Origin of the sequence: Syntrophothermus sp. (genome assembly GCF_013314835.1) — a bacterium.
Classification (GTDB): Bacteria; Bacillota; Syntrophomonadia; order Syntrophomonadales; family Syntrophothermaceae; genus Syntrophothermus; species Syntrophothermus lipocalidus.
This window is the reverse complement of sequence record NZ_JABUEX010000010.1, coordinates 45,661-67,539: the sequence shown is the minus strand read 5'-3', so window position 1 is coordinate 67,539 and position 21,879 is coordinate 45,661. Positions and strand designations below refer to the sequence as shown.

Annotated in this window: 18 protein-coding genes; 11 read left to right on the top strand and 7 right to left on the bottom strand. The window is 52.3% G+C overall.

From position 1 onward, the window contains the following. Positions 1-165: 165 nt before the first annotated feature. The 9 genes from ilvD (at position 166) to cimA (ending at position 11,364) form a co-directional block, all read left to right on the top strand. Positions 166-1,827 carry a dihydroxy-acid dehydratase gene (gene ilvD / locus HPY90_RS04995; RefSeq protein ID WP_287191944.1) on the top strand — a complete coding sequence of 554 codons (1,662 nt, stop codon included), beginning with the start codon at positions 166-168 and terminating at the stop codon, positions 1,825-1,827. Positions 1,828-1,899: 72 nt separating this feature from the next. Beyond that, the gene (gene ilvB, locus HPY90_RS04990; RefSeq protein WP_287191941.1) at positions 1,900-3,588 is read left to right on the top strand and encodes a biosynthetic-type acetolactate synthase large subunit; all 1,689 of its coding nucleotides are present in this window, start codon (positions 1,900-1,902) and stop codon (positions 3,586-3,588) included. Next, entirely contained in the window at positions 3,588-4,067 is a 480-nt protein-coding gene (gene ilvN / locus HPY90_RS04985) for an acetolactate synthase small subunit (RefSeq protein WP_041433039.1), read from the top strand. Before ilvB ends, ilvN begins: the two co-directional genes overlap by 1 nt. Before the next feature lie 173 nt (positions 4,068-4,240). After that, the gene (gene ilvC / locus HPY90_RS04980) at positions 4,241-5,254 is read left to right on the top strand and encodes a ketol-acid reductoisomerase (protein WP_287191940.1); all 1,014 of its coding nucleotides are present in this window, start codon (positions 4,241-4,243) and stop codon (positions 5,252-5,254) included. Between the two features lie 103 nt (positions 5,255-5,357). Further along, positions 5,358-6,911, top strand: a complete 1,554-nt coding sequence (locus HPY90_RS04975) for a 2-isopropylmalate synthase (RefSeq protein ID WP_287191938.1) — start codon at positions 5,358-5,360, stop codon at positions 6,909-6,911. Between the two features lie 3 nt (positions 6,912-6,914). Beyond that, positions 6,915-8,180: a 3-isopropylmalate dehydratase large subunit gene (leuC, locus tag HPY90_RS04970; RefSeq protein ID WP_287191937.1), complete on the top strand. Its 1,266-nt coding sequence runs from the start codon at positions 6,915-6,917 to the stop codon at positions 8,178-8,180. Then, complete coding sequence (leuD, locus tag HPY90_RS04965) at positions 8,177-8,677, top strand: 3-isopropylmalate dehydratase small subunit (RefSeq protein ID WP_287191936.1); 501 nt, start codon at positions 8,177-8,179, stop codon at positions 8,675-8,677. Before leuC ends, leuD begins: the two co-directional genes overlap by 4 nt. Next, positions 8,670-9,749: a 3-isopropylmalate dehydrogenase gene (gene leuB / locus HPY90_RS04960; RefSeq protein ID WP_287191934.1), complete on the top strand. Its 1,080-nt coding sequence runs from the start codon at positions 8,670-8,672 to the stop codon at positions 9,747-9,749. The genes leuD and leuB overlap by 8 nt, the downstream gene beginning before the upstream one ends. Beyond that, positions 9,739-11,364, top strand: a complete 1,626-nt coding sequence (gene cimA / locus HPY90_RS04955) for a citramalate synthase (protein WP_287191932.1) — start codon at positions 9,739-9,741, stop codon at positions 11,362-11,364. The genes leuB and cimA overlap by 11 nt, the downstream gene beginning before the upstream one ends. 39 nt (positions 11,365-11,403) lie before the next feature. On the opposite strand, the gene HPY90_RS04950 is transcribed toward cimA, so the two are convergent. From HPY90_RS04950 to HPY90_RS04935, 4 genes are all read right to left on the bottom strand, one after another. Next, positions 11,404-12,963, bottom strand: a complete 1,560-nt coding sequence (locus HPY90_RS04950) for an L-lactate permease (RefSeq protein WP_287191930.1) — start codon at positions 12,961-12,963, stop codon at positions 11,404-11,406. 193 nt (positions 12,964-13,156) lie between these two features. Then, on the bottom strand, positions 13,157-13,396 hold the full coding sequence (locus tag HPY90_RS04945; protein ID WP_287191928.1) for a hypothetical protein: 240 nt from the start codon (positions 13,394-13,396) through the stop codon (positions 13,157-13,159). 38 nt (positions 13,397-13,434) lie between these two features. Continuing rightward, positions 13,435-13,578, bottom strand: coding sequence for a hypothetical protein (locus HPY90_RS04940; RefSeq protein WP_287191926.1), 144 nt, complete (start codon positions 13,576-13,578; stop codon positions 13,435-13,437). Positions 13,579-13,672: 94 nt separating this feature from the next. Next, positions 13,673-14,083 carry an FxLYD domain-containing protein gene (locus tag HPY90_RS04935; protein WP_287191923.1) on the bottom strand — a complete coding sequence of 137 codons (411 nt, stop codon included), beginning with the start codon at positions 14,081-14,083 and terminating at the stop codon, positions 13,673-13,675. 186 nt (positions 14,084-14,269) lie between these two features. On the opposite strand from HPY90_RS04935, the gene HPY90_RS04930 reads away from it, so the two are divergent. Next, positions 14,270-14,689 (top strand): hypothetical protein, encoded by a 420-nt coding sequence (locus HPY90_RS04930; protein WP_287191920.1) that lies wholly within the window; start codon positions 14,270-14,272, stop codon positions 14,687-14,689. Positions 14,690-14,868: 179 nt separating this feature from the next. On the opposite strand, the gene HPY90_RS04925 is transcribed toward HPY90_RS04930, so the two are convergent. Then, on the bottom strand, positions 14,869-15,756 hold the full coding sequence (locus tag HPY90_RS04925) for a hypothetical protein (protein WP_287191917.1): 888 nt from the start codon (positions 15,754-15,756) through the stop codon (positions 14,869-14,871). A 188-nt stretch (positions 15,757-15,944) separates the two neighbouring features. Between HPY90_RS04925 and HPY90_RS04920 the strand changes: the two genes are divergently transcribed. Beyond that, positions 15,945-17,366, top strand: coding sequence for an RtcB family protein (locus HPY90_RS04920; protein WP_287191914.1), 1,422 nt, complete (start codon positions 15,945-15,947; stop codon positions 17,364-17,366). Here the strand turns inward: HPY90_RS04920 and HPY90_RS04915 are convergent. Then, positions 17,363-17,956 (bottom strand): P-type ATPase actuator domain-containing protein, encoded by a 594-nt coding sequence (locus tag HPY90_RS04915; protein WP_287191913.1) that lies wholly within the window; start codon positions 17,954-17,956, stop codon positions 17,363-17,365. The two genes, HPY90_RS04920 and HPY90_RS04915, sit on opposite strands and share 4 nt — an antisense overlap. 209 nt (positions 17,957-18,165) lie before the next feature. After that, entirely contained in the window at positions 18,166-21,846 is a 3,681-nt protein-coding gene (locus tag HPY90_RS04910) for a CARDB domain-containing protein (protein WP_287191911.1), read from the bottom strand. Between the last annotated feature and the right edge of the window lie 33 nt (positions 21,847-21,879).

Below are 21,879 nucleotides of genomic sequence, written 5' to 3'. Positions count from 1 at the left end.
CCTCGGTGTCGGGTAATGTAACCTAGTAAATATTCAACTAAAATAATCTGTGTACATCATTAAACATCTGTGTGCATCTGTGGCTAATTTTCGTGGTATTCATTATCATTATAGATCTGTATTAATCTGCGTCTAATTTCTTTCGCAACCGAAAGGAGAGGAACCATGAGAAGTGACCTGGCGAAAAAGGGTGTAGAAAAAGCACCTCACCGTTCACTGTTTAAAGCTTTAGGATTGACCGATGAGGAGTTGGAGAGACCCTTAGTCGGTATAGTCAACTCGGCCAACGAGATTATTCCAGGGCATATTCATCTAGACCGTATAGCCGAGGCGGTCAAAGCCGGTGTGAGGATGAAAGGCGGCACTCCTATAGAGTTTTCTACTATAGGGGTATGCGATGGCATTGCCATGAACCATATAGGAATGAAGTACTCCCTGGCCAGCCGGGAACTGATTGCCGATTCCATAGAGATAATGGCCATGGCCCATCCTTTCGATGCCTTGGTTTTTATACCTAACTGCGACAAGATTATCCCTGGGATGCTGATGGCGGCCGCTCGCCTCAATCTTCCTTGTATGTTTGTCAGCGGAGGGCCGATGTTGGCCGGCAATTTCCGGGGGCGCAAGGTCAGCCTTAACACGGTCTTTGAAGGGGTAGGCGCGGTCAGCGCAGGTAAGATGTCGCTTTCGGACTTAGCGGAGCTTGAAGATGTAGCTTGCCCGGGTTGTGGCAGCTGTGCCGGTATGTTTACCGCTAATTCCATGAACTGCCTGACGGAAGCGATAGGAATGGGACTGCCGGGCAATGGGACCATACCTGCCGTGTATGCAGAAAGGATCCGCTTAGCCAAACAGGCGGGCATGAAGGTCATGGAGTTACTGGAAAGGGATATCAGACCGAAGGATATCATGACCGGCGATGCCTTCATCAATGCTCTGCGCCTCGACATGGCAATAGGTTGTTCTACCAATACGGTTTTGCATCTCATGGCTATCGCTCACGAAGCTGGCGTTAAGCTGGACTTGAACCTGATAAACCATATCAGCGATACCACTCCTCACCTATGTAAAATCGAACCTGCCGGCAACCATTTTATAGAAGACTTGAACGCTGCGGGTGGAGTTCAGGCCATTTTCAACGAGTTAGACAAGGCAGGGCTGGTAAACCGCCAGTGCCTGACGGTTACTGGTAAGACGGTTGGGGAGGTTATCAATGACTACCCTGTGAAGGACCACGAGGTTATTCGTAGTATAGAGAATCCGCACAGTACTACCGGAGGGTTGGCTATACTGTTTGGTAATTTGGCCGAGGAAGGCGCGGTGGTGAAGAAGGGGGCAGTTGACCCCGACATGCTCTATCACGAGGGTAAAGCACGGGTTTTCGACTCGGAAGAAGAAGCTGTTGCAGCCATTCTAGGAGGCAAGATTGAAAAAGGAGAAGTCGTGGTAATCCGGTATGAAGGGCCGCGCGGAGGTCCGGGAATGAGGGAAATGCTCACGCCTACTTCTGCTATAGCGGGGATGGGGCTAGACAAGGACGTAGCCCTTATAACCGATGGCCGTTTTTCTGGTGCTACCCGGGGAGCTTCTATAGGGCACGTATCTCCCGAGGCGGCACAAGGGGGCAATATTGCTCTTATTCAGGACGGGGACATAATCGTCATTGATATACCGAACCACAGCCTTAGTGTACGACTTAGCGACGAGGAACTTGCTGCCAGGAGAACGCAGTGGCGAGTTCCGGAACCCAAGATAAACTCAGGCTATATGAAAAGATATTCAAAAATGGTGCAATCCGCCAGCACAGGCGCTATCTTGAAGGATTAGACTTATCAATAGCTAATATGAAGGCGGGCCCAGTGCCCGCTTTTTATATAAGGATTTTAGCGGGGTGAGAAGATGAGAATGAAAGGGGCAGAGGTGCTTCTGCGTTGTCTTAAAGAGGAAGGCGTAGAAGTTATCTTCGGTTATCCTGGGGGTGCAGTGCTTCCAATATATGACGCCCTGTACTCCTCAGAGATAAAACACGTTTTGGTAAGACACGAACAAGGGGCAGCCCACGCGGCAGACGCATACGCCCGGGTTAGCGGAAAAGTCGGGGTGTGCCTGGCGACTTCTGGACCTGGAGCTACCAATCTGGTAACAGGTATTGCTACCGCGTACATGGACTCGGTACCGCTGGTAGCTTTCACTGGTCAGGTTGCAACGCACCTCATAGGCAGGGACGCTTTCCAGGAAGCTGACATCACCGGGATTACGCTGCCTATCACTAAACACAACTACCTGGTCAAGCGAAGCGAGGACCTGGTGAGGGTTATCAAAGAAGCGTTCTATATAGCCCGTACCAACCGGCCGGGCCCCGTTGTAGTGGACCTTCCACGCGATATAATGGAAAGAGAGATGGAATTTAACGGCTATCCCGAAGAAGTGAACCTCAGAGGATACCGGGTGCTGAAGAGCTGTAACATGGGGCAGGTTTTGCTGGCGGTGGAAGCCATCCGCCAGGCGGAACGCCCTGTCATCTACGCCGGAGGAGGGGTTATTAGTTCCGGCGCTTCTGAGGCATTGCAGGAGCTGGCTATAAAAATGAAGATACCGGTGACTACGACCCTGATGGGTGTAGGTTGTTTCCCGGAAACCCATTACCTTTCCCTGGGGATGCTAGGGATGCACGGAACCCGGTATGCGAATTATGCGGTCAGTGAATCGGACCTCATCATCGCAGTCGGGGTACGGTTCGATGACCGGGTGACGGGAAAGATTACGAGCTTTGCTCCTCATGCCAAGGTGATTCACATCGACATCGATGCCGCCGAGATAGGTAAGAATTTTGGAGTTGACATCCCCATAGTGGGTGATGTGAAACAGGTGCTGGAAGAGATCGTACCTCGGCTCGAACCGCGAGAGAAATTCAGCGAGTGGCACCGGGTGATTGACCGGTGGAAGGAAGAGTTTCCTCTGACTTACTCTGAGTCGCGCGAACCTGGAAGGATTAAGCCCCAGTACGTGGTGGAGCAAATTTATTACGCTACCCAAGGAAATGCTATCATTACCACCGAAGTAGGACAGAACCAGATGTGGGCAGCCCAGTTCTACAAATTCACCCGCCCTCGCACTTTCATCACTTCGGGAGGGTTGGGGACCATGGGTTTCGGGCTTCCGGCGGCAATAGGAGCCAAGATCGCTCGCCCCGATATGACGGTTATCGACATAGCCGGAGACGGGAGCATTCAGATGAACATCCAGGAATTGTGCACCGCGGTCGAGCAACGGCTTCCCGTCGTTATTTGTATTTTGAACAATCAGTATCTGGGGATGGTTCGGCAGTGGCAGGAACTGTTTTTTGGCGGGCGTTACTCTTACACCGATATCAGTTTGCAGCCTGATTTCGTGAAACTGGCCGAGGCTTATGGGGCTATCGGCATGAGGGTGAAGGAGGCCCAAGATGTGGCTCCCGCTTTGCGGGAGGCTTTTTCGGTGACCGACCGGCCTGTAATGATCGATTTCTGGGTGGAAAGGGAGGCTAACGTATTCCCGATGGTTCCGCCCGGCGAATCGCTGTATAACATGCTGGGAGGTGAGGAATGATGAAACACACTTTATCGGTGGTGGTCGAAAATCACCCTGGAGTCTTGGCCCGGGTAGCGACCCTGTTTCGCCGTAGGGGATATAACATTGACAGCTTGGCCGTCGGAAGGACTGAGAATCCTGCCGTTTCGCGTATGACCATAGTGGTCGAAGGCGACGATGTGGTTATCGAGCAGGTTACCAAACAACTTCATAAACTGGTAGAAACTATTAAAATATATGATATAACCGACCAGCCCACTGTCGACAGGGAATTGGTTTTGATAAAGGTGAAAGCCGATGCCCAGGCCAGAAGTGAGATCATCCAGATAGTCGATGTTTTTCGGGGTCGTATCGTAGACATCGGACCTAACAGCCTTATCATTGAGGCTACGGGAGACACCGGCAAGATCGACGCGATTGAAGCTTCTCTCCGTCCATTTGGCATACTGGAGTTGGTCAGAACCGGCAAGGTTTCCATGTTAAGGGGGGCTAGATGAAAGTGATGAAAGTATATAATATGCGTATACAACATGCATGATGAGATTTCGGTAGTTTTCTCTTTCTTGTGGTCAAGCCGATTTTGAGCTTAGGTCGTGGGTAAACTAAAGCGGGAAGGCCAGTATGGCTTCAAGGATATGTTTACCAAGAAAAGAAGAGGAGGTATGTTCAAGTGGCCAGAATGTATTATGATACTGATGCAAATCTCGAGGTGCTAAAAGGCAAGACCATTGCCGTGATCGGTTATGGCAGCCAGGGACACGCTCAGGCCCAGAACCTTCACGACAGTGGTCTCGAAGTGGTGGTAGGGTTGCGTAAGCCGGAGGACGATTTTACCACTGCGGAGTGGAATCAGGTTGTAGCCGACGGGCTTACGCCTTTACCGGTAGATGAAGCGGCCCGAGCTGCCCAGATAATCCAGATTTTGGTGCCGGATGATATCCAGGCCAAGGTTTACCGGGAAAAGATCGAACCTTACCTTAACGAAGGCGATGCGTTGGGATTTTCTCATGGGTTCAACATACATTTCGGGCAAATTGTGCCTCCGCCTTTCGTCGATGTCTTCATGGTAGCGCCTAAGAGTCCTGGTCATCTGGTCAGGCGTATGTACAGGCAAGGAGTGGGAGTCCCCGGGCTCATAGCCGTACATAATGACCATACGGGGAAAGCCTTGGAAACGGGGTTAGCCTATGCTAAAGGTATCGGCTGTACCCGTGCAGGTGTCATCGCTACTACTTTTAAAGAAGAAACCGAGACCGACCTATTCGGAGAACAATGTGTGCTCTGTGGCGGGGTCACTGAACTTATTAAAGCCGGTTTTGATACCTTGGTAGAGGCAGGATACCAGCCGGAGATAGCCTATTTCGAGTGCCTGCACGAGCTTAAGCTCATAGTAGACCTTATATACGAAGGCGGTATCGGCCTTATGCGGTACTCGGTCAGTGATACCGCTGAGTACGGCGACCTCACGGTAGGTCCGCGCATAATAAACGAAAACACCAGGGCTGAGATGAAAAAGGTTTTGGCTGCCATCCAGGATGGAACTTTTGCCCGGGAGCTCTTGCTTGAATTCCAGGTAGGCCGTCCGGTCTTCAGCGCCTTGCGTAAGAAAGGGCAGGAGCACCTAATAGAAAAAGTAGGTAAGGAACTTAGGGCGATGATGCCTTGGCTTAAAGAGGTAAAGTAGCAGACCATTTTGGGTTTGACCTGTACTTGACCGGGGGGCGGGTGGCAAACCCGCTTCTCCTTTTTTTGCTGAAGCTCTAAAGGGTGACGAGAGGAGGATGTTCATGTCGAACAACCGGATATACATTTTCGACACGACCTTGAGAGACGGGGAACAATCTCCGGGGGTAAGCCTCAACGTTCAGGAGAAGCTGGAGATAGCTCAGCAACTGGCCCGCCTAGGGGTGGACGTTATCGAGGCCGGTTTTCCGATTGCTTCTCCCGGAGACTTTGAAGCGGTAAAAACGATTGCCGAGCGGGTTAAAGGGCCCGTTATTGCCGGGTTGTGCCGGGCTACCAGAGAAGACATCGATGCGGGATGGGAGGCTTTAAAGGGGGCAGAAAGCCCGCGAATTCACACGTTTATTGCCACCTCGGACATACACCTAAAATACAAGCTACAGAGGTCGCGGGAAGAAGTCTTGGAACAGGCGGTGGCAGCGGTCAAGTATGCCAAGCAATTCTGCTCCGACGTGGAGTTTTCGGCCGAAGATGCTTCTCGCAGTGATTTGGATTACCTGTGCACTGTGGTGGAGAAGGTCATCGATGCAGGAGCTACGGTGGTAAACCTTCCTGATACCGTGGGCTATGCGATACCGGATGAGTTCGGGCGCTTCATCAAGGCCATAATGGAGAGGGTGCCCAACATTCACCGGGCACGCTTGTCAGTACATTGCCACAATGACCTGGGACTGGCGGTAGCTAATTCTTTGGCCGCGATTCTGAACGGGGCAACCCAGATAGAGGGAGCTATCAACGGTATCGGGGAACGAGCTGGCAACGCCTCCTTGGAAGAGATTATAATGGCCCTGTACACTAAAAAAGCCTTTTATCAAAAAGAAGTAGCTGTCAACTACCAGGAGATTTACCGCACCAGCAGGCTAGTAAGTTCTTTGACCGGTATGGTGGTACAACCGAACAAAGCTATTGTCGGCAAGAACGCTTTCGCCCATGAAGCCGGGATTCACCAGGACGGGGTGCTCAAAGAAAGAACTACTTATGAAATAATGAAGCCCGAACTGATAGGAATCTACAAGAGCAATCTGGTTTTAGGGAAGCATTCAGGGCGGCATGCTTTCAGCGAGAAACTTAAGGAAATGGGGTTTGAGCTGAGCGGGGAAGAGCTGGACAAAGCTTTTCGCCGTTTCAAGGAGCTGGCGGACAAGAAGAAGGAGGTTACAGATGACGACATCGAGGCCCTTATTAAGGATGAAGTCTGGGCTATTCCCGAAAGGTTCCGTCTTAACTACCTGTATTTCGCCAGTGGTACCCGTTTAATCCCTACCGCGACTGTGGGTGTTGCTATCGAGGGAGTTGTCTTCGAAGATGCCGGCACGGGTGACGGTCCTGTGGACGCCGCTTTTCACGTGGTCGACAAAATAACCGGGCTTCAGGGAGAGCTCCTCGAGTACAAGCTGAACGCGGTCACGGGAGGAAAGGATGCCCTGGGCGAAGTCATCGTCCGCGTGAGAGTGAATGGGCGGACCTACGTGGGTCGGGGGGTCAGTACAGACATCGTCGAAGCCAGCGTTCGGGCATACATCAATGCCCTCAACAAAGCGGACTTTGACCGGATTGGAAACAATAATAATTCCTCATCGGATCAAAGGGGGCAGTGATAGATGGGAATGACTATGACCGAAAAGATTTTGGCCTATCACGCTGGGAAAGACCAGGTGGAGCCGGGAGAACTGATTAGTTGCCGGGTAGATTTGGTTTTAGGAAACGATATAACTGCCCCGGTAGCTATTGCCGAGTTTGAGAAGCTCGGCTTGACCCGGGTTTTTGATAACGAACGGGTGGTCCTGGTACCTGATCATTTCACTCCCAATAAAGACATTAACTCGGCTGAACAGGCTAAGCAGGTACGAGAGTTCGCCCGGGCTTACAGTATTGAAAACTACTTTGAAGTAGGGAAGATGGGTATCGAACACTGCCTGCTGCCTCAGGAGGGGTTGGTGGTTCCTGGAGACGTGGTCATCGGAGCCGACTCTCACACCTGCACTTACGGGGCACTGGGCGCTTTTGCCACTGGGGTCGGGTCGACCGATATGGCTGCAGGGATGGCTACCGGCGAGGCCTGGTTCAAGGTGCCGGAAACCATGAAGTTCGTCTATTACGGTGAACTGCCCAAGTGGGTAAGCGGTAAAGACCTGATCCTTCACACTATAGGGGATATTGGAGTAGACGGGGCCAGGTATATGGCGATGGAATTCACAGGTGAAACTATCAGGAAGCTTTCGATGGATAACCGTTTTACCATGGCTAACATGGCTATCGAAGCTGGGGCCAAGAACGGCATTTTCGAGGCTGATGAAATAACCTTGGATTATGTGAAGCCCAGGGCCAAGCGGCCGTACCGGGTGTTTACGAGTGATCCTGACGCCAGGTACTATGAGGTCCGGGAATACGACGTTTCGAAAATGGAACCGCAGGTGGCTTTTCCTCATTCACCGGAAAACGTGAGACCGGTCAGCCAAGCCGGGAATGTGTCTATTGACCAAGTCGTAATCGGCTCCTGTACCAACGGTAGGATAGAGGATTTAGAAATTGCGGCCAGTATATTGAAAGGGAAAAAAGTCCACCGCGAGATAAGGACGATTATTATACCAGGCACCCAAGAAATATACCTCGAAGCCCTGCGCCGGGGCCTGGTAGAAATATTCATCGAGGCGGGGGCGGCGGTGAGCACCCCGACCTGCGGGCCGTGTCTGGGCGGTCACATGGGGATACTGGCCAAAGGGGAGAAAGCGGTCGCCACGACCAACCGTAATTTTGTGGGCAGGATGGGTCATCCGGAAAGCGAGGTATACCTTGTTTCACCTGCGGTGGCGGCTGCTAGCGCGGTTATGGGAAGAATCGCGGCTCCTTGGGAGGTGGTAAGATGAAGCTGAAAGGCGAGGTGCATAAGTTCGGGGCTGACGTAGATACCGACGCCATTATTCCCGCCCGTTACCTGAATACCAGTGACCCGAAACAGCTGGCCCTGCACTGTATGGAGGATGCTGATCCCGATTTCCCGAAAAAGGTTAAAACTGGGGATGTCATTGTGGCCGACAAGAACTTCGGCTGCGGCAGCTCGCGCGAGCATGCTCCGTTGGCTATCCAAGCTGCGGGAGTGTCTTGCGTAATTGCCAAGTCTTTTGCCCGTATATTTTACCGCAATGCCATTAACATCGGGCTTCCGATTCTTGAATGCCCGGAGGTGGTTGACGAGGTACGGCCTGGCGACGAGCTCGAGGTTGATCTGGACCGGGGAGTAATAACCAACCTGACCTCGGGCAAGGAATATCAGGCGACTCCGTTCCCGGAGTTTATGCAAAAGATTATGGCGAGCGGTGGGCTTATCAATTACGTTAGGGAAAGGATGAAGAGCAGTGTTTAAGATAGCCGTGTTACCCGGGGATGGCATCGGGACCGAGATCGTACCTGAAGCGCAAAAAGTATTGAAAGCAGTTGCTAAGAGGTTCAACCACGAATTCGCTTTTACCGAAGCCCTGGTCGGGGGAGCGGCTATCGATGAGGTAGGGGTTCCTTTACCCGAAGAAACCCTGGCCCTGTGCAAGAACAGCGACGCGGTATTGTTAGGGGCCATAGGAGGACCTAAATGGGATAACCTTCCGGCTGAACTGAGGCCTGAAGCAGCGGCCTTATTGGCCCTGCGTAAGGAACTTGGGCTTTACGCTAACCTGCGGCCCGCTTACCTGTTCCCGGAACTAATTCATGCTTCGTCCCTTAAGCCAGAAGTAATCGAAGGGGTAGATCTCTTGGTAGTGAGGGAACTGACCGGCGGGTTGTACTTCGGGGAGAAGCGGCGGGAGAAGGTCCCGGGCGGAGAAAGGGCTATCGATGTTCTCGAATACTCGACGTACGAGATAGAAAGGATAGTTCACTTGGCCTGCGAGGCGGCGAGGAAACGAAGAAAGAAAGTGACATCAGTGGACAAGGCCAATGTTCTAGAAAGCTCTAGGTTATGGCGCGAGGTGGCCAATCAAGTAGCTCTGGAGTATCCTGACGTCGAATTCAGCCACATGTACGTCGACAACTGTGCCATGCAGCTCATACGCAATCCGCGTCAATTCGATGTGATCGTAACTGAAAACATGTTTGGAGATATATTGACCGACGAAGCCTCTATGCTTACCGGATCTTTGGGGATGCTGCCTTCTGCCTCTATTGGCGGGAAAGTAGGGATGTATGAGCCTTCTCACGGATCAGCTCCCGATATCGCCGGGCAAGGGAAAGCAAACCCGTTAGCTACAATACTGTCGGCTGCCATGATGCTGAGGTACTCATTCGATTTGGAACAAGAGGCTTTGGCGGTTGAGCAGGCGGTCCGCGAAGTTCTGGCCGAAGGCTACCGGACGCCAGACATTGCGGAGCCGAATCAGAAGCTGGTTAACACCAGGGAAATGGGTGATTTAGTAGCGAGAAAAGTTGAGGAGGTTGAGGTGTAGTGGGGATAAGAGATTAGATGTATTGATTTATGATACCACCCTCCGCGATGGGTCACAGGGAGAGGGATTGGCCTTTTCGGTGGAAGACAAGCTGAAAATTGCCAAAAAACTCGACTGGCTGGGCATAAGCTACATCGAAGGCGGGTGGCCGGGAAGTAATCCCAAAGACTTGGAATTTTTCACCCGCATAAAGGAAGTTGACTTGAAGCACGCCCGCGTAACTGCGTTTAGCAGCACCCGGAAACCGAACGCCAGTGTGGGGCAGGATGCTAACCTGCAGGCTCTCTTAGAAGCCCAGACCGAGGCGGTCACGATTTTCGGTAAGAGCTGGGACTTTCACGTGTACCGCGCTTTGGGTACTACCCTGGAAGAAAACTTACAGATGGTGCGGGATACGGTTTCATACTTAAAGGATCGCGGATTAGAGGTTATTTTCGATGCCGAGCATTTTTTCGACGGTTACCGGTGTAATCCGGATTATGCTCTGCAGGTTCTGGGGGCTGCTACTGATGCCGGAGCTGACTGGTTGGTCCTCTGTGATACCAACGGGGGCACTCTCCCTTGGGACCTAGAAGAAACGATAAGCGAGGTTAAAAAGCATGTTAGCCTGCCCCTGGGTATTCACGCCCATAACGATAGTGCTTGCGCGGTAGTTAATTCCCTGATTGCGGTCAAGCTCGGTGCTACTCAGGTTCAAGGCACCATGAACGGTTACGGGGAAAGGTGTGGAAATGCTGATATTTCAAGTATAATTCCCAACCTGGAGCTGAAGATGCAGAAACGGTGTCTTCCGGGCAATCACCTGTCACGGCTTACTGAAGTGTCGCACTATGTAAGTGAAGTGGCAAATATGCCTCGATACAACAGCCAGCCCTTCGTAGGGTACGGGGCATTTGCTCACAAAGGAGGCGTTCATGTAAACGCCCTTTTGAAAGATCCTTTAACCTACGAACACATCGATCCGGCTGCGGTTGGTAACCACCGCCGGGTCTTGGTGTCAGAGCTGTCAGGCCTTTCCAACCTGCTCTACAAAGCCAAAGAGCTCAACCTCGATGTTAATGCCTATGACAGCCGAACGCGAGAGGTCATACAAGAAATAAAGGAGTTAGAAAGCCAAGGATTCCAGTTCGAAGGCGCAGATGCTTCGTTAGAGTTGTTGCTACGGAGGGCTTTTGGCGAGTATCAAGACTTTTTCCAGCTGCAAAACCTAAAGATACTCATCGAAAAGCGGGAGGATAACGGCATTATTGCCGAGGCGATGATAAAGCTAACCGTGGACAGCAAAACCGTTCATACCGCAGCTGAGGGTGACGGGCCAGTAAATGCCTTGGACAACGCTTTAAGGAAGGCTCTTACGGAGTTTTATCCAATGATACAGGAGATGCACCTGCGGGACTATAAAGTCAGGGTCTTGGACGGTACTGACGGTACGGCAGCCAAGGTTAGGGTGTTGATAGAATCTTCGGACGAGAAAGATAGCTGGAGTACCGTTGGAGTTTCGGAAAACATCATCGAAGCCAGTTGGCAGGCATTGGTAGACAGCCTCAACTACATGCTTATGAAAAGGCTGAGCCCGACTGGTTCGAAGGAAGACACAGACGAACAAGACGAATAAAAAAGAGGCCCTTTTAAGGGCCTCTTTTGATTTAGCCTGCTAAGCCCACAGCAAGGTTAGGACCGCAGCCACGCTGGTAAGTATGAGTGCTAGTATTACCGCGACTTTTATTACTTGTGACTCGGTCCCCAGGGCGTCTATGGTTGCGGCTGCGTTTTGCAGTTTAGCAGGAGATATGACGCTGGCTAGGCCTCCGGCTATCGCTGTTCCCGCCGTTACTATGAGCGCGTTTACGTTCAAGAGTTTGGAAGTTAATAGATGATACTTGGTAAACAGGGCTATGGTGGAGGCTTCGCTGCCTGTTACGAAGCCACCCAACAAACCGAGAAAGGCGGCTACGGCCGGGTATAGGCCTCTGAAGAACTCGGCTGAACTGGTGGCCAGGATGTAGACCATGTTATTGCTCGGTTTGAGCAATGACCAATTGCCTGTAACTGAAACGTAACCAGAATAATTCATTACGTAAGCTATGGCAAAAAATACAGCCGCCGAAAAAACAGGACGCGGGGCTCTATGCCACCACTTGACCAAAACCTCACGCCACTCCTGCTTGGAAGGCCGGATGAACGGCACTGCCAGCAAGGTACTTATAATAACCCAGGTGTAAGCATTCCACAGCATCCTGGTCATTATCGGTTTGCCGCCGGGAATGATGTTGACTGGCATTGCCAGCTGTTTGAACAGGTAGTCGAAGACCGGGGGATAGAAGTTGATAAAGAGGCAGGCACCGATGAGGATGAGCCACGGGCTCAAAGCCCGTTCCAGGGACATGGTACTCTCAGTTTCCAGTTCTTCCGGAGTCAAAGAAGACCGGTCGAGTATGGGGCGACCTTTCAATTTCAAGTATAGGAGCATCATGAGGATAGTGGCTATGCCGGCTATGACCCCTGTTAACACGATGCCTTTGCCGATGAGGGCTACGGCCACCGCAGTGAACCCCATGGTTAAACCCGCCAGCAAGCACGGAACAGCCCCTTCTTTCATTTTCTGCCATCCCCCGACTATCCAGAGCATACCGAAGCCAATCATAGTGGAGACCACTGGCATAAACTTCGCAAAGATTAACGCCGAAGTTGTAAGAGGGGTTCCGGTCATGTCTGCGTATACCACTAGCGGAGCACCTAAGAGGGCATAAGTGCACAATGAGTCAAACCCTAGAGCCGGAAGAGCGATTGCCACGAACGTCGAGTAGCCGAGGGCGATCATAATAGGGGGAAGAATCGATACCGGGGTAGCCCCAACCGCGACGAGAAGAGTCCCGATACCCATGTTTATAATCATGACCTGAACGCAGTGATCCTGGCGGGCCACAGTCTTTACGAAAAGAACAATGCGCTTCAAAGCCCCGGTGCATTCTAGAAAGGTTATTTGAAAAATAGAAGTAGCTACCATCAAGGAAACAGGGAAAGAAGCGATTATCCCTGCCAGGCTCGCGGTCAGACCAACCTGCATCGAGGTATGAAAGAAAAGGCCAGCGATTATAAGGGTGAGGACCCATCCTACCAACCCACTGGTATCAGCAGCCCATTTTCCGTACACCAATAACACCAATACGAGGGCAATAGGCAGCAGCGTCAACAATACTTTCACTGGTTCCATCCTCCCGTCCTTCATTGTCAAATTTGAGACACGACTCAGTGATACTTCTCCGCAGCAACCAAAAATCCTGCTTTAACTGGGGATAAGCCAAACATTTTTTGGAGCCATGCTTACTCAAGACTGCTGCCCAAGCCTTGAATTACCGCTGTTCCGATTAAAAGGGGCCATTTACGCAAAACTTTTCTAAACCGACCTACGGGGCGGAAGTTTTGATTTCCGCAATCCTGTAGCCTATATCAGCTCTTATTCTCTTAACCTGCGCTTCACAGACCGGGCAGATGACCACTTCGAAATCGGGAACCCGGTTGTCGTTGACTGCTACTACCGTCAACTTGCTCCCGCAGTCCGGGCAAACCATATCTGACCATTCCAGATCTAAGCCGTTGGCGGAAAGATAAGCTAATTCGTATGCAAGATCATCACTTATCGCCATGCGCAAACCCTCCGCTTCCTAATTATGTAGGACATTGTTCAAACCAATTCTTTCAGATGGTTTATCTTGCTGTAGTTATTGAACTGCGCGGCCTTTACGCTCCAGAACACCCGGGTAAAGAACAAGAAGCCGTCGAGTGCTACAGGCAGTCCGGCTAATACCCGTTTAAGTGTACCCGGCACTGAGCCAGCCTAAATCCCAATAGGGCGTTGAGGCCGAAAACGCCGGTCGCCAATCAAGATCGACACTGAAGGTCGGGCCAGGGTTAAGAAAACATCAAGGTGTTGTCATGGGTTTAAGGATGGACTCCCCTTTTCGATCCACTGTTAAGAAATCCCCATAAAAGTCTCGGAAGTCAACCCGTGCCTGGCAAGACTTGGGGTGTACAGTAGCTGCTACCCGAAAAAGGGATACTTTCCCCGGGCGTAAAGTCTTCGATTCGATATCGGCGGACTCGTTTTTCAAAAGATTGCCTTCTTTATCGTACAGGCTAAACACAACTTTTACTTGGTCCAAATCCTCCTTGCAAACATTTTTTATCTTGCCTTCAGCTACAAAGAAGAGGTCCGACGACTGGTACCAGCGCCAGTTTATCACCTGTACCTGGGGCGACTCGCTAGACTCCGCTTTTTTGGGTATAGGGATTTTGGAGGCACAGGAGGTTCCTCCCAATAAGGCAGCCAGCAACAAGCAAAAGATTCCAATTTTGCTAAGGTTCAGTTTAACTACACCTCCATACGACTCATCTAGGCATGCATACAAAGTTGCCGAGCTTCGAGCAGGAGAAGCCAACCACGATGTCAAATACCTTCAATAACCGAGTTATGCCTGGGCGGAGACGTTGTACTACGTCCTTAAATGGGGAGGAATATTATGGTCGTAATCCTACTCGTCGTCACCTTTATGGTCTCCTTTTCGGTGGCATTTATAACCGACCGGGTCTTTCGACGACCCATAGAGTCTATACTCAACCGGCTCATACCCGAGGACATCAATTATGCCTGGAGCAAGTACCTGCAGTTTGCCATCTATGTAGTCGGCCTGTCGAGCGGGGTCAGGATATGGGAACTAGAAAAGTATATTACACCTTTGTCACCGGGAGAAAAAACACAGGTCATAGTTTTGACTCCTGAACGCTGGGCCTTAGAAGTCTACCGGACGGTTATCCAGACCCTGGCAGGCATCGCCTGGATGCTCCTGGTCTTCTTTATTATTGCTCTCATCGCCTACGTTATCATCAAGATCTTTGAAAGTAAACGCGAAAAAAGAGCTACAGACCCTAACGACACTTAAAAGTGTCGCCACAAGAGAATTAAAACCTCATTGTTCATAGGGACCGAAGAAATTTTCAGTACAATATCATCAGTACAGGCAAATACTGGTCAACCGAAGTGTTTTTTTGGAGTAGAATTATAATACTTATTTTTCATAATAATAATTCTGCGTTAATCTGCGTCTCATTCATAACCACATCAGCTACGCGATATCTTCTGGACCTCGATTTCCGAACTCACCATTTTCTCTAATTCTTCGTTGCTAAAAGTGACTCCGTGTTTAGCCGCCAGCCTTTGCAAATGGCCCAAGTATGACCGGTCTTGGAAGAAGGTCTTGACATAGGCGGCTACCCACTGCATTTTGCTCGGTTTTTCCGGGAGTTCGGGGTTGACCTTCCGGAAAGATGACTCGAACCAGTCGTCTTGCATGGACACCAGCTCGTCTTTAACCAGTGCCCGCAAGTTGCCCAGGCAGTGCTCTACCGCCTGCAGGTAGATGTTGTCCCTTTTTAGAGCTGCTTTGAGGGCAACTATGTCCTCGTTGCTGTAGCTGAAGGTGCGGGCCCAAGCCTCTGCGTCCTGAAAACTCGGTCGCTTGCGAATCCCGTACTTGTCCAGAAGGCTCCGGATTTTCTCTTCAGACGTATCGTACTGTAAAAGGGACAAATCCACCCCTTTTTCGGCCAGGGCTGTCTCTAACTTACCCATATCCTGCCACGGGATATCTATCTCTTGAGGCCACGGAATCCCCGGTTTTCGATATCCGGCCACGAACTCGCGAATCACGGGACGTGCTTCCGATAGCATCTTTTCGTTGATTTCTTCTCGTATGAGACCGGGCAGGTTAGCCGGGGGCCGCAGGTCGTTGTCTTTAAGGATGGCGGAAATTTTTTCGGCCAAGGCCTGGACTTCTTTACGCATTATTTCTTTTTTGTCAAATACGGCGCCGAGAGACGTAGCCTCTTCAATCATTTCTGTCCAGTCGGCTAAGAGGTCTTCCCAGTTCTCTTCTAGGTAGCTTTTAATGAACGGGCGGGCATCTCCCTGTTTCGCTTTCTTACCGGTTAGAAAATCGAACCACCCCACGAAGCACAGCCCCCTTTTTCGTATCCGTCTGGTCTTCGGCTTTAATTTAAATCTCATTCTACAAAAGTTGGAAGGAATCCTGCTTGGGGTGTGCTTAGTTATCCAAGTGGCAGTCTCGGGCGGTTTATGGTAAACCCCGCGCAGTGTTATGATTAAGATAGGCTGGAGCACGAAGGAAGGGTGGGAGTATGAAGCTGGAGCAGGTAGGTTTCAACCGTTACCGCCTGCCCCGTCAGGGCAAGATGAGGGTCAGCGGTTTAGTTTATGCTAGTCCCGCGCTGCTGGAGCATGTAAGGGGGGACAACTCTTTGCAGCAGCTAGCTCACGCAGCTCAACTGCCAGGGGTAGTAGAGCCAGTGCTGGGAATGCCCGACATACACGAAGGCTTCGGTTTACCCATCGGAGGGGTAATGACAGTGAGCGAAGAAGGCGTGATTTCTGCGGGGGCGGTAGGGATGGATATCAACTGTGGGGTTCGGCTCTTGCGGACCGAGCTTTCTGCCGACAGTTTTGACCGGCCTCTCTTACGCAAGCTTATGACCGAAGTCGAAGCGCTGGTTCCGACCGGGGTCGGGAAGAAAGGACTTCACCGTGGCATTACTGCCCGCATTTTCGAAGAGGTAGTCTACCAGGGGGCAGCAGCGGTAGTAAAGGCTGGCTTTGGATGCCCGGAAGACATAGAACGTATTGAAGAAAACGGCTGCCTGCCAGGAGCTGACTTGGCAGAAGTAAGTAGAGAAGCGATCAAGCGGGGCTCGGAACAGCTGGGGACTCTAGGGGGAGGGAACCATTTCATCGAGTTACAGAGGGTAGACAAAGTCTTCGATCCGGAAGTGGCTGAACGTTTTGGCCTTTTTGAAGGACAGTTGACAGTTATGATACATACCGGGAGCCGGGGCTTCGGTCACCAAATCTGTACCGATTACTCCAAGGGCCATATCCCGGCCGCAGCCCGTTATGGAATTGAGCTTCCAAGTAAAGGGCTGGCCTGTGCTCCCATTGATTCCGCAGAAGGAAGGAGTTACTACGCTGCTATGGCCTGTGCGGTCAACTACGCTTTTGCTAACCGGCAGATAATTACGGCCGACATTCGGCAGGCTTTTGTCCAGGTACTGGGGCTGCGGTTAGAAAACATAGGATTGCAGGTAGTCTACGACGTGGCTCACAACATTGCCAAGTGGGAGGAGCACGGCGGAAGACGGCTGCTGGTGCACCGCAAAGGGGCGACCCGAGCCCTGCCTCCCGGACACCCGGCTAATCCCCCTGTCTATCGCGGGACCGGGCACCCTGCATTGGTACCGGGCAGCATGGGCACTGCTTCGTACGTATTAGTGGGGACAGATCTGGCTGCAGAGTCTTTCTTTTCCGTGAATCACGGAGCGGGAAGGACCCTGTCCCGCTCGGCTGCGGAAAGGAGTATTACGAAGGAAGAGTTCGAAGCCAGTATGGGGGAGATTCTCTACAACACGCGCAATTTTCGAGATGTTGTGGATGAGGCTCCGCAGGCCTACAAGGACATCGAGGAAGTAGTGGATACCCTGGTCGACATCGGCCTCACCCACAAAATCGCCCGCCTGGTACCCCTAGCTGTTATTAAAGGCAAGGACTAAACGGTTGTAGCTTTAAACAGCTTAACGATTTCCCACCACAGAGTTGCGACAGCCGCCAGTCCGATGGCGGTCACTAGCTGGAATGGGTTTAAGGGTGCTGTTTTTACCGCGGAGTTAGCTGCGGGCCAGTAGACAATGAGGAGATCGTGCATCTCGACGATCTTGCCGTCGGCGGGAATTCTTTCGCCTTCTTCGAGGATCATCAGGTCTCCAACCGTTAATTCTGTACTGTTTACGCTCTCTACGGTGCCGTTTGTTATGACCCTCACCGAGGGAGCAGCTAGATCCTTCAAAGCCCGCAGGGTCTTGTCCGTACGCCACTCGTGGAACAAGTTAATGGCCGACCTAAAAACCACGAAGCACAGCATAACCGTGCCGTCTCGGGGTTCCCCAAGGACGAAGTAGAGCAAGGCAGTGCAGAAAAGCAGTAGAAACATGGGTTCCTTAAAAATTGAAAGCAGCCTGGAGAGAAAAGTGCTTTTCTTTTCTTGGACCAGCTCGTTTTTTCCGTACTCGAGCTGACTGGATATGACCTCTTGCTTCGACAGACCACGGTAGTCGCCGTTAAAGCCGCTGACTCTAACTATCATTCTCATTCCTTTACGGGGTGAGAAGCTTGCATAAAAAGAAAACCCCAAAAAATTGGGGTTCTTATAACGACGATTATACGCGTATTTCCTTCTTTTGTCCAGGAGCCGGGGCTCGACACCTGTTGTCCCGACTACAGGGAACAGGCGAGAACGAGAACTGTCCGCCTCTAGTCAAATTTTCAAATAAACTTAGCGAACCTCAAAACAGGTCAGTCTCCGACATTAAAGCGCGGGTGGTTTCTAGGCGCGTTGAAGTACCTGACGATTTTCTTGCCCGGGTCCCAGCTTATCATCTTGCACCTGTCATTCTGCGGGCCCAGCATATCAGTGCCGTCCAGGTAGATGTAAGCGCGGATGATGGCATTGGCCCATTCGACCCCGCCGGTGGCGTAAGAGCGGTTGGTCCAGGAGTAGCCGCTGTCCAGAGTGCTGAGACCGGAGTTGCTGGCCCAGACGACCTGGCCGCTGTCGCGGTCGATTATTTCGATCCGGTCCAGACAAACAATGGTCCGGCCCACCCCACCTTCGGCGGAAAGGGTGATCCCGGGGGCGCTCTCCTCGATCAGGAACGACAAGAGATCGGCCGAGGTATCGCTCATGGTCGGGATCAGAGACTGGGCTGTTGCTGAAGCCGTTTCTCCCAGCACGGTCCCCGGGTTGTACTCGGTGCTGACATTGTAAATGGCAGCCGGACCGCTGGCCAACTCAACCTTGAGTTCGGCAATCTGCGAATACTCGTTGCGGTACTTCAGGCGGATGCCGAAAATACCCAAAGTGGTACTGACATCCCACCCTTGGGTGAAGAAGGTGTCGGGAACGCTGGCGGCAATAGCCCGCGCGCACCCCTTTTTCTTGATTTCATGCCAGCCCGAAGCCGGAGGTGGCGGCGGGGGCGGTGACACGACCAAGTCTACCCGGTACCTCAAGCCCGGGTAGAAGCACTCCGGTTCCGACCTGCCGCTGGCGTTGCCCTTAACGGCTTTAAGGTACATGGGATCTACATTGTGGTTGTCGAAGGTTACGGTGTAACTGCCGCTGTTGTCGGTGGTGGTAGAGGCAACGACGCTGTTATTAATCCACTTGATCACGTCTACCTTTTGGCCGCCCAGGGGATTTCCATTTTGATCTACTATTCTACCGCTTACCGTGGTCATGGTGGTATAGCTCAAGGTGCCGGTCACGTCGGTCACCTGTCCTGCCCTCACTGTGCCGGTTACGGTAGTAGGTGCGAAGCCCCGCTTGGAGAGGCGGAAGGTATAAGTGCCGGCCGGCAGGCTGAAGCTGGCGGGTCCAGCCTGGGTGGTCATGTCTTGCTGCCCTGTTCCTACAACCTCCACGGTCACTCCGGAAAGGAAATTGCCGGTAGCCTGGCTCTTGGCCCCGACCGCGGCACTCCCCATGTTGGTGAGGTAGAGCTTGACATTCATACTGCTCGAGATCAGCATACCGCTGAAGATGTCCTGACCGTTATAGCCCATATAGCCGGGCTTGCTGGCTTTTACCAACAGGTTAACCCCGATGGGGACATCGCGGAAGACAGCGATGGAGGCTTCTCCCGTGTTTATTTCCTGGGAGTAAGATCCGGCACTGCAGGTGACGGTGAACCCCCCCTGGTCGAAGATGCTGTCGTCGGGCTGGCGGATCAGAGCATACACAGTTCCGGTTTTGAGCACCTCGAGGGTGATGGTTTTACTCAGGGTCGCCGGAGAGATAAGCAGGCTTCCCGATCCCGGCGGGTTGACGGTGACGGTATAGGTGACCGTGTTCTGGCCCGGAGGTAGGGCTCCGGGTCGTACCACCACGTTGAACTCGGTAGTGACTGAGCTCTTCGGGTTGATATTGACATAAGTGGTGGTAATTGTCTGACCTTGGTAACTGAGCTGCACCGGAAGGTTGGTTATCTGGTAGTTCGAGGTGTTTTTCAAGGTGGCCTTGAAGAATATAGGGTCACCCAGAGCCGGTTTGCCGCCACCTGCCGACCAGTAACCGCTGGAGGTGAGGGAAATGAACTCCACGGTCGGCAGGAGGAGGTTCGGCTGCAGGCTCGCGCTGTTGTTGGCCGTCGAGACCTCGCCTACTCCAGAAGGCGTCGATATTTGGGCGACAAGCTTGTCGGTGGTATTGGAGGGCATGGGGAAACCGTTGAAGACCACCTGTTTTTGAGAGTTTTTGGTCATAGGCGTGGATACAGTCTGCAATGACAAGGCTCCTGGGCTTCCGGTAAGCTTCACCGTGGCTCCGGCCGGGCAGGTACCGGGTCCCAGGTTCTTGACCGTGACCGTCACTTTGACCGGCGCTCCGGGAGCGGCCTTGAAGGGACTAGTGGAAATACCAGTCACGGTGAGGTCCGGTTTGATGATGTTCGGGGTATACTGCTGGCTGTTGTTGTCCGGGTTGATATCACCCGTACCGGCAGGCGGTTCCACCTGGATGGTCATGACTGGGCTGCCAGCGGTAGGTAAAGGAACCGCACCTACGGAGAAGGTGGCACTGGCCTGGGCCGCAAGGTAAGACATGTTTTTGAGGCGGACCGTGCCGCCAGAAGTGACCTTGACTTGGCCGTTGGCCGGACAGGGAGTGCTTCCGGCGTTCTTGACGGTTACCGATAGCGTGACGCTCGTCCCCAGGCTGGCCGGATCCGGGGTCATCTTGACCGCAGTTATGGTTAGATCGAAAGACGGCAAGCTGGGCGCAAGGCTCAGGGCATTGTTGCTTGCTGAAACTTCTTTGACATCAGGCGGGGGTAGAACCTCAGCTGTTAGGCTATCGGTAGCTTTCGACGGCATCGGGAAGTTGGTAAACGTAAATTGGCGCTCCGACCCCTTGGCCATCGGGGCAGGAGAAGTTTGAGTGACCTCCGGAGTGCCGGGGCTTCCGGTTAATTTCACTACCGCCCCGGCTGGGCAGGAGCCGGGTCCCAGGTTTTTAACCGTCACCGTGACTTTAACCGGCGATCCAGGAGCGGAGACCGAGGGATCTGTTAAGATCTTGGTCACCGCGAGGTCCGGTTCCAGGGTATTAGGGCTGTACTGCCGGCTGTTGTTAGTCGGGTTGATGTCAACCGTGCCGGAAGGCGGTTCTACCTGTACGGTTATTTCCTCCTTGCTGGTCTGGGGCAAGGTGACCCCGGCTACGGTGACGGTAGAACTGGCCTGGGCATTAAGCGAAGGCAGGTTTTTGGTTTTAACTACCCCGGCAGACACTACCTTGACCGTACCCCCCGCGGGACAGGCGCTGTTGCAGGAATTCTTGACCGTTACCGAAAAGGTAACATTAGCCCCTAGATTAGCGGGATTCGGCTGCATCTTGATCTCGGTTATGGTCAGGTCAGGTCCGGTCTGGGCGGCTGAGGAGGGTATCGGTTCTTCTTCATCGGAGGCTCGAGAGAGGTCCTGTCTTTCCTGCACTGAGGGCAGGAGTTTTGATACATCCAGCGGGGTCGCAGACGTTTTAGTTGGGGGAGAGGCAGACTGGCTTTGCGGCCTGACGCTGAATGCCCCCGACATAGCGGAAATGGTGCTCTTGGATACGCTTGTGATTTTTATCTGGTAATCGTCACCTTGGGCCAGGGAAGAAGAAACCTTCCAAGAGTAGCTCCCGGATCCGTCACTGCCGGCCGACGTGTAAGAAGAAATGGTGGTCTTGAGTGAGCCACCCTTATAAAGCTGAATCCGGAGGTATCGCCCTACATCGCCGGTATAGGTCCAAGCAACGGTACAAGACTGACCGGCCAGAAGAGTCTCCCCTTCCCTCGGAGAAACGACAGAGAATGAGCCGTCCGGTGATACGCCACCGGCAGAACCGGTAAAGGGAAAGAGCAAAAGGGAGACCAACGTCACAAAAGACAAAAAGGCCGCTGAACCGCGTCTCTTCAGCAATTTCAATAGCATAAGCGTCCCTCCTTTCCTAAAAGCAAACGATTA